Genomic DNA, 15151 nt, shown 5'->3' on the forward strand with positions numbered 1-15151 from the left:
CGGGTTTCATGCAGCTACTTTGCGGTCGCTTTCGGGGGCCATGGGGGCCGGTGGCCGGGCACGGCCGATGCTGGGGGTGTTGGTGCCGGAATCCTGTTGGGTCGTGAAGAACTTGCGTGGGACAACCACGATGCCGCTTTCGGTGACATGGAAGCGCTTGCGGTCTTCCTCCAGATTGAAGCCGATGCGTTCCTGGGCGGGCACGTCGTTGTCCTGGTCGATGATGGCGCGTCGGATCTGGGCGCCGCGGCCGATGCGGGTACGCTCCATCACGATGCAATGCTCCAGACGGGCATCGCGCTCGACAACGACCGAACGGCGCAACATGGCATGGTCGAGCGAGGCCCCGTCCACGATGCTGCCCGAACCCACCACCGAGCGGTGGATCACGCCATTTTCGATCTGGGCGGATTCCGCCTGGTCGGGGCTGGCGTAGATCGGCCACTGGCGGTTGGTCATGCGAAAGCGCGGCGTTGCGCCCAGCGTGTCGAAGTGGGCGTCGAAGTACGAATCGATGGTGCCCACATCGCGCCAGTAGCCGTGCTCTTCGTAGGGCTCGGTCCCGGGGATGGTGTTGGTGTCGAAGTCATAGGCCATCAGGCGGTGCGACTCCAGCATGGTCGGCAGGATGTGCTTGCCGAAATCGCTGTGACCGGTCTCGTGCGCTTTCTTGAGTGCGTCGAGCAGCACGTCCGCATTGAAGAGGTAGTTGCCCATGGAGGCCAGCGCATGGGTGGAACTGCCGGGCATGGGGTGCGTGGATTTCGGCTTTTCGACGAACTGCGTGATGCGGTGGCTATCGTCCGTTTCGACGATGCCGAATTGGTCGCACTGCGACAGCTTCACCGGCAGCGTGGCCACGCTGACATCGGCGTTGTTGGCCACGTGGAAGTCGATCATCTGGCGCACGTCCATGCGATAGATGTGATCCGCTCCGAACACCGCGACGATGTCGGGCCGGAAGCTTTCGATCAGGTGGATGTTCTGGTAGACCGAATCGGCCGTGCCTTGGAACCATTCGGGGCCGTTGCGCATCTGGGGCGGCACCACCGTCACGAAATGCTCGGGAATGAAGCGGGCCATGGTCCACGATTGGCGGATGTGCTCGATGAGCGACTGCGACTTGTACTGCACCAGCAGGTAGATGGAAAAGATTTCCGAGTTCACCAGGTTGGACAGGACGAAGTCCACGATGCGGTGCTTGCCGTTGAACGGCACGGCCGGCTTGCAGCGCTCCGCGGTTAGCGGATGAAGGCGGGAGCCTTCACCGCCGGCCATGACGATGGCGAGGACATTTTTGGTGCGTGACATGGTGGGAACTCCCAGATGGATCAGACGTGGAAAGGTGAGGTGGAGACAATCAGGGTGGGCTGCGGAGATCGACATCGGAACGCGGGGATACTGGGCAGCCCGGTGGCTGCCAGCACATGCGCCATGCGGATCGATCCGGGCCATCCTCCTCTTGCATCCCTTTTCACGCGCGACGGAGCCCGGCTCGGAGCCTTGCCTGGAAGGCAGGGGGCTCCGGAGGCCGGGTCATGGAGGGAGTTGGGGTGCATGCAGGTGGTCCTGGACGCATCTTCTGTTGCGATGCAACAAGAGGTTGCAGGAAGTTCCTACCTGCCTATGTAGGCACTTGCCTACATGGTTCTGCGGTCTCGCCACGGTGCTTGGTCCGGGCGCCGGCACGGCTGCGAATTGTCACGGCCACCATCGCAGCGGACACCCGCGCTGGTGTCACATGCCGCTTAAGCGGCTACGCGCCGGGGACGCCAGCGTACAGCCGGATCTCGCGTACGGCGAATGGCGTGCTGGCCGTGGCCTTCAGGATATTTGCTATTTAATTGATAGCTATATGCCGTTGATATTGTTGCGCTGGTGGCCGATGGGTGCACGGGTCGCCTGCCGCTGGGCTGCCCGCGCCTGCTCCTCGCTGGCCGACTGCGCGCCGGGGCTGACGCGCTGCAGCAACTCCAGCAGCAGCGCCCATTCGGCCGGCGAGTACAGCTGGCGCATGCCTGCTTCCATCTCCAGCGAAATGGCATGCGCCTGCCGGGCAATGGACAGGCCCTCGGCCGTGAGGCGGATGGCTTGTGCCCGGCGATCGGTGGGATTGCGCTCGCGCACCAGCAGGCCCCGGCTCTGCAGTCGGCTCACCACCAGGGTGAGGTTGGGCGCACTCAGGTTGAGCGCCTGCGCCAGCTGCCGTTGGGACAATCCTTCGCCGGGCATAAGCAGCATCAACAGGGAAAACTCGACGGTGCGCAGTTGCATGGGCTCGCCGATCGCCTGGAAAAAGGCGCGGTTGGCCGCTACCCGTGCCTGTGCCAGGGCGTAGCCGAGCAGGTGTTGGACGGTGGATGGATCGACGGGAGATTCATGCATGGAGGGTTTCCGGGCGGTCGAGTGTAAGAGTCCTCGCAATCCCTGCCAGTCCAGCACAAGACACCTGAACGGATTGCTCTGACACTCGGGGCAGCCCTGGCCTCGTGGGCCAAAGCCGCTGTTTTATGGGTAAAGGCGAAGTGCTTGGCGGCGGCTGGAGCCCCTGAAGCCCGTACATTCCCCGACATTCACGTGCACTCGCCATGGAGCGACGCATTATCGCCACGCGCATGCCGGCCGACGGGTGGTTGGCTTGTCGCAGCATGGCCGCGTGTGCCCGGGGGGAGCGGGGTCGTCAGCTATCCGTCAGCGCTCTGCGTTGCCTTGCTGGTCCAGCTGGGCTGCGCAGGCAGCGATCAGGGCGTCGAATGCATCGAAGGCCAGCGGTTTGGCCAGCACGTGATCGAAACCGATCAACTGCGCCCGGTCCGAAACGCCCAATCCCGTGATGGCGATCGCGATGCAGGGCCGGCCGGCCGCTGCAGCGCGCAGTTGCGGAACGAGCTGGGTGCCGAGCATGTCGGGCAGTTGCTGGTCCACGAGGAACAGCGAGGCGGGGCGCTGCGCCATGTGCTGCAGCGCTTCGCTGCCGCTGTGGGCGACGCGCACCGTGTAGCCCTGCAGATCGAGCAGGTCGCTCAGCAGTTCGGAGGCATCGCGATTGTCGTCAATGATGAGAATGTCTGCAGGCATGCGGGGCTTCGCTGACGGTACAGTGTTTTTTTAAAGACCATCGAACGATCAAGTCCAATAGTCTTCTTCTTAAGCCTCTATTGTGCCCGGCCTCTGCACCGGCAACCGGACCGAAAAGACAACATGGGGGGCGCGGTATTCGTACCCGATGCTGCCCCCGTGCCCCTGGACGATCTGGTGGGCGATGTAAAGCCCCAGTCCCATCCCCGACCGATTGCGCGCGTTGCCGACCGAAGAGGCCTTGAACGGGCTGAACAGATTGCGGGCGATGTCTTCCGGAATGGGGGCGGCGACATTGCGCACGGCGATCTCGTGCCATTCACCAGTGGCGCTGGCATGCACCTCGATGGGATGTCCGCTCTGCCCATGGTGCCGTGCGTTGCCGATCAGGTTGACGACCACCTGGGCAATGCGATCGGCATCGACCTGGGCTTTCAGGGCAGCGGGGATGGTGCCCACGATCTCGGTGCCGGGGTGCGCCGTGCGGGCCTCGTCGATGAGGTCGTTCAGCAGGGCGACCAGATCCACGTCCGTGCGCTGCAGATCCAGTCCCAGGCCGCTCTGCAGGCGCGACATGTCCATCACCTGGCTCACCAGCCGCTGCATGCGGCTGCTGGAGGATTGGATGCGCTGGCCGATCCTGCCGGCCCGCCCGCCGTCGGTGCCGCCCTGTTCGAGCACGCGCGCGGCCATGCTGATGGAGTGCAGCGGGTCACGCAGATCGTGGCCCAGCACGGCCATCAGTTGGTTGCGCGTGCGGTTGATCTCGGCGGTGCGCGCGTTCTGCACGCGCACGAGTTCGTCCATCAACTGCCGGGCGGCGTCCAGTTCCAGCGTGCTCCAATGCTCCGCGGTGGACCGGACGGTTTCCTTCCACAGATCGAACGAACCGCGCGGGGTGAGTCGCGGGCCCAGGGGGCCGTGGCGGATGTCCTTGTCCGGCTTGCCGCCCCAGTGGATGGTCTCGATCTGCTCCTTGCGAAGAAAGATCAACCAGCCGTTGCGGTCCCGGTCAAAAGGAATGCCCAGCACGCCGCACCAGGGCGACGTCACGGCGGCCAGGTCGGGTGCAAGCTGCGGCAGCGACTGGGTTTGGAACAGGCGTTGCCGGTCCTGGACCGGCTCGGCGGCCAGCCATTGCACGATGGCGCTGCCCGCTGCTTCCGACACCTCGCCGAAAACGGTCAGCTTCGCGCCATGGGCCACCAGCGCCGCATCGGCCTGCAAGATGGCGGCCATCTCGGCCGTGTGCTGGGTCAGGGCGGTGAATTCGTCGTCCGCGTGCAGCAACTCTTCGATGAGGTGGGTGCGCGCACCGGCCAGTTGCTGCAAGCGGTCCGCCTGGGAGCGCGAGAGCGTGCTCTGAATGTTGGCCGAGAGCACCTGGGCGATCACGTCGCAGGCCATGCGCACGCTGTAAGGCACCTGGCGTGGACCCATGTGGTGGCAGGCGATCAGGCCCCAGAGCTGTTCGTTGATCACGATGGACACGCTCATCGAGGCACCCACGCCCATGTTGGACAGGTATTCGATGTGGATCGGCGACACGCTGCGCAGGATGCTTCCGCTCAGGTCCAGCGGGGGCGCGCCGGCCTCCTGCAGCAGGGGCACCGCGGCCGAGCGCACGTCGGCGATCAGCCGCAGGGTGTTGGCCACGTAGAGCCGGCGTGCCTGCGCTGGAATGTCGCTGGCCGGATAGCGCCGGCCCAGGTAGGGGTCGAGCGTGTCGACGCACGATTCGGCGGCCACTTCGCCGCTGCTGTCGTGGCGAAAGCGATAGGCCATCACCCGGTCGAAGCCGGTCAGGGCCCGCAATTCTTCGGTCGCCAGTTGTAGCAACTCGTCGATGGCCCGGGGCCGGCGCAGCTTTTCCATCGCGCGGTGGGCCTGCACGGCAAAGCCTGCCAGCTCGCTGTGGGTCTGGTGGCGCAGTTCGAATTCGGCCACCAGCATCGCGCTGCCGACATGCAGCACCACGTCGAACTGGCGGTCTTGCACCTGCAGCTCGCTGGGCATGGGCACATCCCGCTCGCCCCGCAGCGCCTGCAGGCCGTCCTGCAGGAGCGCGGCAATCAGCGGGCAAACGGTGCCCGGGTTTTCGGGCAGGGGCTCGCCCACGGTCACGCCGCAGTGCAGAAGGGCCTGCACGTTGGCGCCGACATAGCGGACCACGCCTTCGCGGTCCACCGCGATCAGGGTGCCATGGCTCTGGATGCTGCCCGGCACGTGGATGGGCTCGCGATCGCAGTTGTCCAGCGTGGTGGCGGTGCCGGGTGTGAATGACTGGATCATGCGAGCACCCCCTGGCCCTGCAACTGTTGCCGCAGGCCATCGAAGCCGGCGCGTGCGCCGGCGCAGGCCGCCTGGATATCGAAACGGCTCTGCACGTGGGTGTCGAGCAGCCTGGTGAAATGTTTCCAGCGCGAACCCGTGCCGGCACCCAGGCCCTGCAAATAGCGCAGCGGATGCGGCGCCAGCCGGGGCGCCAGGCGCTGGTACAGGAACTGGCCGCCCAATTGCGAGCCTTCCACCACATAGGCCAGGCCCCAGCAGACGGCGGCATGGCCTGGCGCCCCGAAGGCGGAAAACGCCTGCGACGCCACCTCCTGCGTGCAGCCGCTGGTATCACCGAAGCCGTCTTTGGCGTGCGCCGGCGCGGCGTGCGTTGCCAGCCAATCCGCGTGCAAGGCGTGCAGGCGGGCGGGGCGCGCAAAGTCGAAACCGGGCACCAGCGACTCCAGGGCCGCCAAGTGCGGCTGCAGCGCCGTGAGCCAGGCGCTCAGCGCCAGGGTGTGGTGGCGGTAGTCTTCCAGGCTGGCATCGGCCCTGCCGAGTGGCAGGCTGGCATCCAGCTGCGCGTGCGATTCCTTCGTGGTTCGTCGCAGCGCCGAAAGGCAGTCGGTCTCCGGCACCGGGGTGCCGGAAGGGAGAGGGGATCGCTGTGACACGGAAGAAGGGCAGGGGATCGGGATGGGCAGAAAAGACTGCAGCAAGATTCTAGGGGCTGGATCTGCCCATGGCAGCGGGCAGGTTAACCGTCTGTTTTGTGCCTGCAACACCTGTGCTTGCAGAGGGCGGGGCCGGTACGGCCCGAGGCCGCTGCTGCGGCGGCAGCGATGGCGAACCCCGTGCCTCTCGGCTGCAGTGGGATGGCTCAACGGGCAGGACCTCAGGGCGGGGCGATGAGCCCTTGCACCCGGCGCGCGAGCGCATCCAGCGTGAAGGGTTTGGTGAGCACCTGCATGCCCCGCTCCAGGTGGCCGTTGCCCACGGCCGCGTTCTCGGCATAGCCGGTGATGAACAGGATCTTCAGGTCCGGCCGGTAGACCCGGCCGCTGTCGGCCATCTGCCGCCCGTTCATTCCACCGGGCAGGCCCACGTCGGTGATCAGCAGGTCGAGGTGGGTGCTCGATTGCAGCACCAGCAGCCCCGATGCCCCGTCCTGAGCTTCGATGGTGTCGTAGCCCATCTCCTGCAGCACCTCCACCACCAGCGACCGCACGCTCGGCTCGTCGTCCACCACCAGCACGGTGCCCGAGCCCTGGCCTCCCGCGATCGACGGCACCGAGGGCAGGTCGATGTCCTGGGCTGGCGCCTCGTGCCGCGGCAGGTAGATGCACATGGTCGTGCCCATGCCGGGCTCGGAGTAGGCGCGCACCTGGCCGCCGGACTGCCGCGCGAATCCATAGACCATCGACAGCCCCAGGCCCGTGCCCATGCCAATCGGCTTGGTGGTGAAGAAGGGCTCGAACACGCGGTGGATGATCTCGGGCGCCATGCCGGTGCCGGTGTCGGTCACGCAGAGCGACACGTACTGGCCCGGGGGCAGGTCGCGGTCCAGGGAGGCACGCTCGTCCATCCACTTGTTGGCGGTCTCGATGGTGAGGCGGCCGCCGCCCGGCATGGCGTCGCGCGAGTTGATGCACAGGTTGAGCAGGGCGCTTTCCAGCTGGTGGGGGTCCACGTGCGTGGTCCACAGGCCGACGGCGCCCACCACCTCCAGCTCGTTTTCAGGCCCGATGGTGCGCCGGATCAGCTCTTCCATGCCCTTCACGAGCCGGTTCACGTCGGTTGGCTTGGGGTCCAGTGTCTGCCGGCGCGAGAAGGCCAGCATGCGGTGGGTGAGCGAGGCGGCCCGCTTGGCGGCGCCCTGGCCGACGCTCACATAGCGCTCCAGGTCGTCGTAGCGGCCCTGGCCCACGCGGCGGTGAAGCAGTTCGAGGCTGCCCGTGATCGTGGCCAGCAGGTTGTTGAAATCGTGCGCGAGCCCGCCCGTGAGCTGCCCCACGGCCTCCATCTTCTGCGACTGGCGCAGCGCCTCCTGCGCGGCTTCGCGCTCGCGCGATTCGGTGGTGAGTCGCGCGAGCGCGTTCTCGACCTCCTGGGTGCGCTCGACCACGCGCGCTTCCAGGTGGCTGTTCAGCGCGCGAAGCTCCTGTTCGGCCACCACCTTTTCCGTCACGTCGTAGCCCTCGGCGAAAACGCCGGTGACCTCGCCCTGGCCGTCGGTGGTGGGTTGGTAGATGAAATCCAGGTAGCGCTCGGCCAGCGGCATGCCGGGCTTTTGCTGGATGAGGACCTTGAGGCCCTGCGCCAGGTACGGCTGACCGGTGCGGTAGACCTCGTCCAGCAGTTCGTACAGCCCCTGGCCTTCCAGCTCGGGCAGGCCTTCGCGCACCGTCTTGCCTTCCACGCTGCGGTGCCCGATCAACTGCACATAGGAGTCGTTGACGAACTCGAACACATGCTCCGGGCCGCGCAGCACGCACATGAAGCCGGGCGCCTTCTGGAACAGGCTGCGCAGGCGATCGCGTTCCGCCGTGCTTTCCTCCAGCACCCCGGCGCTGGCCAGGCGCGAGGCGATCTGACCGGCCAGCAGTTGTACGAACGCCATGGCCTCACCGTCGTGCATGGGCCGATGGGGGTTCGCCCCGCAGACCATGAATCCCGCCGACCGCGCGCCGCCCTGGGCCGGCAGCGCCACGACGAACGCCGCCCGCGCCGGCGTATCCCAGTCGCCGGTGGGCACGTCGTCCACCGCATCCAGCGGCACGGCGAAGGCCACGTCGCCAGCTTGCAGGCGGTGGACCTGCCAGGGCTCCCGGGAGTTCATATCCAGCACGGTGGGCGCCAGCCGATGGCCCTGTTCGATGCCTGCGTTGCAGCTCAGACGGGCCACGCCCGAGGGTTCGTACAGGTAGACGAGTGAAAACGGCAGGTCCCGCTGGGCCTGGCCCATCCGTTCGCAGGCGGTGTCGAGCACGGCCCGGCGGCTGTTGACCGCCGACAGCGCCGCGCCCAGTTCGCGCAGCAGGCGCAGGCGCCGCTCGTTGAGCACGCGGCCCGTGTCTTCCGATACCGCGCAGAACAGGCCGAAGACCTGGCCGTCGTCGCCGTGCAAGGGGCTGTACGAAAACGTGTGGTATGTCTCCTCCAGGTAGCCCGCGCGGTCCAGCAGCAGCATGAGCGAGTCGTCCCAGGTGGACTCGGCCCGCTCGTACACGGCGTGCATGCGGCCCTTCACTTGGTCCCAGATCTCCGCCCAGACCTCGGCGGTCGGGCGCGCGAGCGCTCGCGGGTGCTTGGCCCCTAGCGTGGGGCGATAGGCGTCGTTGTAGAAGAAAGCGATGTCCGGCCCCCAGCCCAGCCACATCTCGAAGCGCGAAGTGAGCAGGATGCGCAACGCCACTTTCAGCGGCTCGGGCCAGAACGCCGGCGATCCGAGCGGGGTGGCCTCCCAGTCGTGGGCGCGCATGAGCTGCGCCATCTCGCTGTCCCCGACGAAGATGTGCGCGAAGCGGTCGCTGTCTGCGGTGGTGGCGGTGGCAGGGGAGGGGGTCATGCAAAAGTCAGCGTGAATCGGCCAGTCGGTTGATGGTGGCCATCAGGGCATGGGGCTGCAAGGGCTTGCCCAGGTGCGCGTCGAATCCCGCTTCCAGGGCCCGCTGCGCGTCCTGCGCGCGGGAGAAGGCGGTCAGCGCGATGGCGATCGGCTGGACCTTGCCTTCGGGCAGGGGCAGCGAGCGCAGGCTGCGGACCAGGTCGTAGCCGTCGCGCCCGGGCAGGCCGATGTCGCAGACCAGCACGTCGGGCCAGCGTTCGGCCAGGGCCTGCATGGCCGCGTCGTAGTCGCCGGCTTCGCGCAGGCGCGCGCCGCCATCGGTGAGCACCACGGTGAGCATTTCGCGCGCATCGGGGTGGTCTTCCACGATGAGGATGTCCAGGCCCGCCAGGGGCCGGTCGTTCATCGGCGGATCGGCCGGGGCATCGTCGCCCCGGGGCGCGGCGCGTGCCGTGTCACCCCCTTTGTGGTCCACCGGCAGCATCACCTGCATGGTGGTGCCCTGGTCGAGCCCGGCGCTCACGGCAGTGGCGCGGCCGCCGTGCAGTTCGGCCAGCTGCTTGACGATGGACAGCCCCAGGCCCAGGCCGCCGTGGCGGCGGTTGTCGGGCGAGTCGCTCTGCGTGAACCGGTCGAACAGGTGGTCGATGAATTCGCTGGCGATGCCGCGCCCGTAGTCCCGCACGGACAGGGTGAGCTGGCCCTTCTCGCGCCGCAGCGCCACGTCGATGCGCGCGCCGTCGTTGGAGAACTTGATGGCATTGGTCAGCAGGTTCCAGAAGATCTGCTGAAAGCGCGTCGGGTCCAGCCAGGCGGGGGCATTCGCGTCCTGCACGGCCAGCACCACGTCCAGGCGCTTTTCGGCGATCGAGGCCTGCAGCGCGTCGATGGAGGAGCGCACCGATTCGACGGGGTCGATCCATTCCCGCTCCAGGTGCAGCTTGCCACTGTTGATGCGCGACACGTCGAGGATGTCCGAGATGATGCGCGCCTGCGCCTTCACGTTGCGATGGATGGAGTCCAGGCCCTTGAGCAGTTCGGGCGTGCCACCGCGGCGCTTGAGGATGTGCACCCATCCGGCGATCGCATTCAGCGGTGTGCGCAGTTCGTGCGACAGCACCGCGATGAAATCGTCCTTGGTGCGGCTCAGCCGCTCGGCGGTGGCGCGGGCCGCCTGCTCGCGCTCCAGCACGTCCTGGCGGCGGGAGTCGAGCTCCATGCGCTCGGAGATGTCGGCCGCGATCGCCATGCGCAGGCCGGGCTCCACGTGCGCCGAGATGCTCCACTCCAGGTACACCCAGGCGCCGTCGGGGCGCTGCAGCGGAAACTCGCCCTGCCAGGGCTGGCCCCGCTCTCCCCCCACGGTTTTTTCGGTGATGAAGTCCAGCCAGCCGGGCGGCGCGAAGTCGCTGATGGGGTGGCCCAGCAGTTCGTCGCGCGAGCGGTCCAGCAGCCGCATCATGGCGGGGTTGACGTCGGTGAAACGGCCGTCGGGCTGGATCAGGCCGATGCCCGCCAGCGCCTGGCTGTAGATGGCGCGAAAGCGGCGGTCGCTGCGGCGCAGGCCGTCTTCGGCCATGCGCGCACGGATCAGCGCCTGCAGCGTGCCCACCAGCAGCGCCGGCTCCACCGGATGCGTGAGATAGGCATCGGCCCCCGCGTTCAAGCCGGTCACCCGGTCTTCGCTGTGCACGTGGGCGGCGGACAGGTGCGTGACCGGCAGCAGTACCGTGGCTTCCTGCTGGCGGATGATCCGGCAGACCTCGAAGCCGTCGATGTCGGGCAGGTGCACGTCCAGCACCACCGCCGACACGCCGGTGGCCGCCAGGCGGATGGCCTCGGTGCCGTTGTCGGCCTCCACGGTCTGAAAGCCGGCGGCGCGGATGACCCGGACGGTGGAGTAGCGCGTGACCGGGTTGTCGTCCACCACCAGCACCGTGTGCGCGGCGCGGTCGATGGTCGTGTGGATGGCGCTGACGTCCTGCATGCCGTTACCCATGGGGACCGCCCTCGGTGGTTGCGGGAGCCCCCGTGGCCGCGGCTTCGTTGCCCGGCAGCCGCAGCGGCAGCGTCAGCGAGAACACCGAGCCGCTGCCCAGCGCGCTCTCCAGCGTGACCGTGCCGCCCAGCAACTCGGCCAACTGGCGGCTCACGGCCAGCCCGAGGCCAGTGCCGCGCAGGCGTTTTTGCAGCGACGAGCCGATCTGCGTGTAGTCGTCGAACACGCTCGAATGGAATTCGGGCGCGATGCCGATGCCCGTGTCCGTCACCGAAAAGCGCACGCGGTCGCCTTCCACGGCGTGGGCCGATACCCGCACTTCGCCCCGGGGCGTGAACTTGAGCGCATTGGAGATGAAGTTGCGCAGGATCTGCGACAGCTTGCGGTCGTCCGTGTACAGCGGCGCGATGCCCTGGGGCTCGTCGAAGAACAGGTTGACGTCCGGGTTGGTCAGCACCGGCCGGAACATCCCGCGCAGGGCCTGGAACAGGTCCAGCATGTCGAACCAGGCCGGCGAGATTTCGACCCGGCCGGCCTCGATCTTGGCCAGGTCGAGCAGGTCGTCCACCATGTCGGCGAACTCGCTCGCGGTGCTCTGGATGAACCCCACCTGGCGGGCCTGCTCGGTGTTGAGCGGCCCGTCCACGTGGTCGGCCAGCAGCCGGGCGATGCTGCGGATGGAGTTGATGGGCGTGCGGAACTCGTGGCTCATGTAGGCCAGGAAACGGCTCTTCATCTCCGTGGCCTTTTGCAGCTGCTCGGCCTGCGCGTCCAGTTCGGAGTACAGCGCGACCACGCCGCGGTTGGTTTCCTCCAGTTCGGCGCTCAGCTCCTGAACTTCCCGCTGGCTTTCGGCCAGGGCGGCGCGCAGCGCCTCGATGGATTCCTGGGGCGCAGCGGTGGGGGCCTGCGTCGGTGCCGGCGTGGCGGGTGCCTCGTAGGTGCGGTCGGAAATGAGGTCGGAGGTGCCGTCCATGGTGTCTTTCGTACTTCGGGTCACTCGATGCACTGCACCACCACCACGGTCGCGTCGTCGCGCGCCCGGTGGTGATCGCGCAGCAGCACGGCGGCCACCAGGGTGGGATCGCTGCCCAGCAGGCGCTGGATGCTGGCGGGATGCCAGCGGGTTTCGATGCCGTCGCTGTGCACCACCAGCAGCGCATACGGCGGCAGCTCGGTGGTGGTCTCCTGCGGCCGGCGCATGGTCAGGCCCACCGTGCCATGCTGCGTGACGACCGAGCGGTCCGACAGGCCCGTAACCACGCGGGCCACCACGTTGCCCACGCCCGAGCTGCGCACGGTGGCCGCCGTGGCATCCAGCCGCAAGCTGCACACGGCGGCGCCCCGCGTGGACTGCAGCTCGGCATGCATGCTTTCGATCTGCTCGCGCAGGTCGCCGAACGGGGCTTGCAGGAACAGGTCCACCGCCGCGTCGGACGCCTTGGCGGCCTCGCTGCCATGGCCCAGACCATCGGCCACGAGCAGCGCGGCCCGGGGGCCGTCCAGGGCCGCGGCCCAGGCATCGCCGCACATGGTCTCGCCCGCCAGCGGCAACCGGATGGCCCCCACCCTCAGGGTCTGGGGCAGGGCGGCTGGCGCATCGCCCGCCTCCCGGTGCTGGCGCACGCGGGCCACGCACACCGTGCCCTGCGGCACGGACGAGTGGATATCGAAATCGTCCGCCAGCCGCCGGACCGCACCCAGCCCGGCGCCCTGCGTGCCACCGGTGGAGTAGCCGTCGCGCATGGACAGCGGCAGATCCTCTATGCCGGGCCCGTGGTCGATGGCGATCACCTCCACCAGGTCGAGCGCCGGCACGGCCGCGATCAGCAAGCGGCCCTCGTGGGCGTGCAGGTGCAGGTTGTTGGCCAGCTCGGTCACCACGATGGACAGGCGCCCGCTGTCGGTGTCGCCCCATTCCATCTCGGCACTCGCGTGGGCGGCGAAGCGCCGTGCTTCGCCCACGCAGCTGGTGTCACCCATTGCGAAGGCCGTGTGCGTCCATCCCATCAGCAACTGGGGGGCGTTGCCCGTGGGGGCGGCTACTTCCATTTGGTGATGCTCACGCGGGTGCCTTCGCCAGGGGCCGTGTGAATGTCGAACTCATTGACCAGGCGCCGGCTGCCCGGTAGCCCCAGGCCCATGCCGCCGCCCGAGGTCCAGCCATCGGTGAGGGCAAGCTTCAGGTCGGAGATGCCCGGCCCCTCGTCTTCGAAATGCAGCTGCAGGCCATGGCGGCCCTGCCGCTCCAGGGTTTCCCAGCGCATGCGGCCACCGCCACCGTGCACCAGGGTGTTGCGCGACAGCTCGCTGGCCGCCGTGATGAGCTTCGTCTGGTCCACCAGCGAGAACTTCAGCTGCGTGCACAGGACGCGGACCGTCTGCCGGCAGGCGACGATGTGCTGCTCCGACGCGATCGGCAACGTGCCGGCGGGATCAGCGGACAAGGGGTGGCTCCTGGCGGATGCGCTCCAGCAATTGCATTCCGCGCTCCACGTTGAGTGCGGTGCGCACGCCTTCCAGCGATAGGCCCAGTTCCACCAGGGTGATGGCCACGGCGGGCTGCATGCCCACCACCACCGTGTGGGCCGAGAGAATGCGCGCGATGCCGGAGATGCTGCTCAGCATGCGCCCGACGAACGAGTCCACGATCTCCAGGCCCGAGATGTCGATCATGACGCCCGTGGCGCCCGTCTTGGCGATGCGGTCGGCCAGGTCGTCCTGCAGCTGCATGGCGGTGCGGTCCTGCATGTCCACCTGGATGGTGACCAGCAGGGTTTCGCCCATGCGAAGAATGGGAATGCGGTCCATGGGGTGCTCCGGATCAGGCGGCGCGCGTGATGCGCCAGCCGGTCTTCTGCAGCGCCAGCGACAGCGCGTCCGCCAGGTTGGCGCGCGTGTAGATGCCCTGCAGGTCGATGCCCAGGTGCACGATGGTCTGCGCGATCTGCGGGCGGATGCCGCTGATGATGCAGTCCGCGCCCATGAGCCGGATGGCCGCCACGGTCTTGAGCAGATGCTGCGCCACCAGTGTGTCCACGGTGGGCACCCCGGTGATGTCGATGATGGCTAGTTCCGACTCGGTCTCCAGGATGCGCTGCAGCAGCGTTTCCATCACCACCTGCGTGCGGTTGCTGTCCAGCACGCCGATCATGGGAACGGCCAGCACGCCGTCCCAGAGCTTCACCACGGGGGTGGACAGCTCCAGCAACTCTTCCTGCTGGCGGCGGATGATGTCCTCGCGCGCCTGCTGGAAGGTGTTGGCCGTGCGCTGGGCCAACTGGTCGACCAGCGCCGTGGCGGACCACAGGGCCGGAACCAGGTCGGCGGTGGCGGGCACCGTTTGCTGCAGCAGCGTGAAGAGGGGTTTTTTCATGGCCTGGACGAACACGCTGGTCTCGCCAGCCGTCTGGCCGCGCGAGGCCCGCGAGCGCGAGAGCGCTTCGAGCGCCTCGTTCATGCCTTGCCAGGCCGGGCCATTGGGGCCTTGCGCGTCGCCGCCGGCCTGCAGCGCGCTGCGCAGCAGCTGCAGCAGTTCTCGCGCTTGCGCCGCCGTGGCGCGTTGGTGGGTGGGATCTTGGGCGCCTGCCTCGGCCAACCACTCGTCCAGGATGGCGGCTTCGTGGGTTTCCAGAAGGGAAAGAAGGGCCGGGTGTTGCTGCTTCATGGCAGGGCGCTTTTCTAGATAAAAACAAATTCTAACGGGCGGGGCCCCCTTGCCACGCCGGCTTGCCCTGCGCGGGCACCGGGCTTGTACCTACTTTTCGCGGCAAGCGCGCCCGGGACGCACAGCGCTGGGGCAGTCGGTGGGATGGCGATGCGCGGGGTGCACCAGGCCGGGCCCTTCGGTGCGGGCCTGCGCCGGTCGCCGCAGCGGTGGCGCCAGTGGCCGCCTGCCGCCGGCGATGGGGCCTTTGGGATCGAAACAGGGCCGTTGCCGGGATATTTCATGCCTTCTTTGCTATGAAAATAATAGCGTTTGCCGGAATGCCGTCGGATCGGCTCGCCTGGGCGCCGGCCGGGCCCCGATCTTGCAAGCCCAACCGTCACCCGGACCGGCGCGAGAAATCGCCCGCCTCCGGGGCTCCCGCCCGGTGGGAATGTGCGTGCCCAAATCAGGGCTTGTGCGTAGTAACCCTGTATAGACAGGCCTGTCGCACCGCCATCATTCCGGGCGTCGGAGCAATGCGGCGCGTGCCTTCCAGGTGCGCGACTCGATCTTTTCTTGTGAG

The 15151-nt window shown here is 67.7% G+C and carries 12 protein-coding genes; all 12 read right to left on the reverse strand.

From position 1 onward, the window contains the following. Positions 1-6: 6 nt before the first annotated feature. Positions 7-1311, reverse strand: coding sequence for a glucose-1-phosphate adenylyltransferase (gene glgC / locus AVMA1855_RS16675; protein WP_284426566.1), 1305 nt, complete (start codon positions 1309-1311; stop codon positions 7-9). 540 nt (positions 1312-1851) lie between these two features. Beyond that, complete coding sequence (locus tag AVMA1855_RS16680) at positions 1852-2385, reverse strand: MarR family winged helix-turn-helix transcriptional regulator (protein ID WP_284426567.1); 534 nt, start codon at positions 2383-2385, stop codon at positions 1852-1854. A gap of 306 nt (positions 2386-2691) precedes the next feature. Continuing rightward, on the reverse strand, positions 2692-3078 hold the full coding sequence (locus AVMA1855_RS16685; protein ID WP_284426568.1) for a response regulator: 387 nt from the start codon (positions 3076-3078) through the stop codon (positions 2692-2694). Positions 3079-3147: 69 nt separating this feature from the next. Then, a complete protein-coding gene (locus tag AVMA1855_RS16690) occupies positions 3148-5370 on the reverse strand; it encodes an ATP-binding protein (protein ID WP_284426569.1) in 2223 nt (740 codons plus the stop codon). Continuing rightward, positions 5367-6026 (reverse strand): biliverdin-producing heme oxygenase, encoded by a 660-nt coding sequence (locus AVMA1855_RS16695; RefSeq protein WP_284426570.1) that lies wholly within the window; start codon positions 6024-6026, stop codon positions 5367-5369. The genes AVMA1855_RS16690 and AVMA1855_RS16695 overlap by 4 nt, the downstream gene beginning before the upstream one ends. A gap of 221 nt (positions 6027-6247) precedes the next feature. After that, a complete protein-coding gene (locus AVMA1855_RS16700; protein ID WP_284426571.1) occupies positions 6248-8920 on the reverse strand; it encodes an ATP-binding protein in 2673 nt (890 codons plus the stop codon). Between the two features lie 7 nt (positions 8921-8927). Further along, a complete protein-coding gene (locus AVMA1855_RS16705; protein WP_284426592.1) occupies positions 8928-10907 on the reverse strand; it encodes a hybrid sensor histidine kinase/response regulator in 1980 nt (659 codons plus the stop codon). 4 nt (positions 10908-10911) lie between these two features. Beyond that, on the reverse strand, positions 10912-11895 hold the full coding sequence (locus tag AVMA1855_RS16710) for an ATP-binding protein (RefSeq protein WP_284426572.1): 984 nt from the start codon (positions 11893-11895) through the stop codon (positions 10912-10914). A 20-nt stretch (positions 11896-11915) separates the two neighbouring features. Continuing rightward, a complete protein-coding gene (locus AVMA1855_RS16715) occupies positions 11916-12971 on the reverse strand; it encodes an ATP-binding SpoIIE family protein phosphatase (protein WP_284426573.1) in 1056 nt (351 codons plus the stop codon). Further along, positions 12962-13366 carry an anti-sigma regulatory factor gene (locus tag AVMA1855_RS16720; RefSeq protein ID WP_272563946.1) on the reverse strand — a complete coding sequence of 135 codons (405 nt, stop codon included), beginning with the start codon at positions 13364-13366 and terminating at the stop codon, positions 12962-12964. The genes AVMA1855_RS16715 and AVMA1855_RS16720 overlap by 10 nt, the downstream gene beginning before the upstream one ends. Beyond that, entirely contained in the window at positions 13356-13730 is a 375-nt protein-coding gene (locus tag AVMA1855_RS16725; protein ID WP_284401825.1) for an STAS domain-containing protein, read from the reverse strand. Before AVMA1855_RS16725 ends, AVMA1855_RS16720 begins: the two co-directional genes overlap by 11 nt. Positions 13731-13743: 13 nt before the next feature. Continuing rightward, entirely contained in the window at positions 13744-14586 is an 843-nt protein-coding gene (locus AVMA1855_RS16730) for an STAS domain-containing protein (protein WP_284403607.1), read from the reverse strand. Positions 14587-15151: the final 565 nt, after the last annotated feature.

The organism is Acidovorax sp. SUPP1855, from assembly GCF_030158955.1.
Taxonomy (GTDB): Bacteria; Pseudomonadota; Gammaproteobacteria; order Burkholderiales; family Burkholderiaceae_C; genus Paracidovorax.

Bases quoted from the DNA above. Each gene is read 5' to 3' on its own strand.
- AVMA1855_RS16680 (WP_284426567.1), bottom strand. From the start codon at position 2,385: ATGCATGAATCTCCCGTCGATCCATCCACCGTCCAACACCTGCTCGGC.
- glgC (WP_284426566.1), bottom strand. From the start codon at position 1,311: ATGTCACGCACCAAAAATGTCCTCGCCATCGTCATGGCCGGCGGTGAA.
- AVMA1855_RS16690 (WP_284426569.1), bottom strand. From the start codon at position 5,370: ATGATCCAGTCATTCACACCCGGCACCGCCACCACGCTGGACAACTGC.
- AVMA1855_RS16685 (WP_284426568.1), bottom strand. From the start codon at position 3,078: ATGCCTGCAGACATTCTCATCATTGACGACAATCGCGATGCCTCCGAA.
- AVMA1855_RS16710 (WP_284426572.1), bottom strand. From the start codon at position 11,895: ATGGACGGCACCTCCGACCTCATTTCCGACCGCACCTACGAGGCACCC.
- AVMA1855_RS16725 (WP_284401825.1), bottom strand. From the start codon at position 13,730: ATGGACCGCATTCCCATTCTTCGCATGGGCGAAACCCTGCTGGTCACC.
- AVMA1855_RS16705 (WP_284426592.1), bottom strand. From the start codon at position 10,907: ATGCAGGACGTCAGCGCCATCCACACGACCATCGACCGCGCCGCGCAC.
- AVMA1855_RS16700 (WP_284426571.1), bottom strand. From the start codon at position 8,920: ATGACCCCCTCCCCTGCCACCGCCACCACCGCAGACAGCGACCGCTTC.
- AVMA1855_RS16730 (WP_284403607.1), bottom strand. From the start codon at position 14,586: ATGAAGCAGCAACACCCGGCCCTTCTTTCCCTTCTGGAAACCCACGAA.
- AVMA1855_RS16715 (WP_284426573.1), bottom strand. From the start codon at position 12,971: ATGGAAGTAGCCGCCCCCACGGGCAACGCCCCCCAGTTGCTGATGGGA.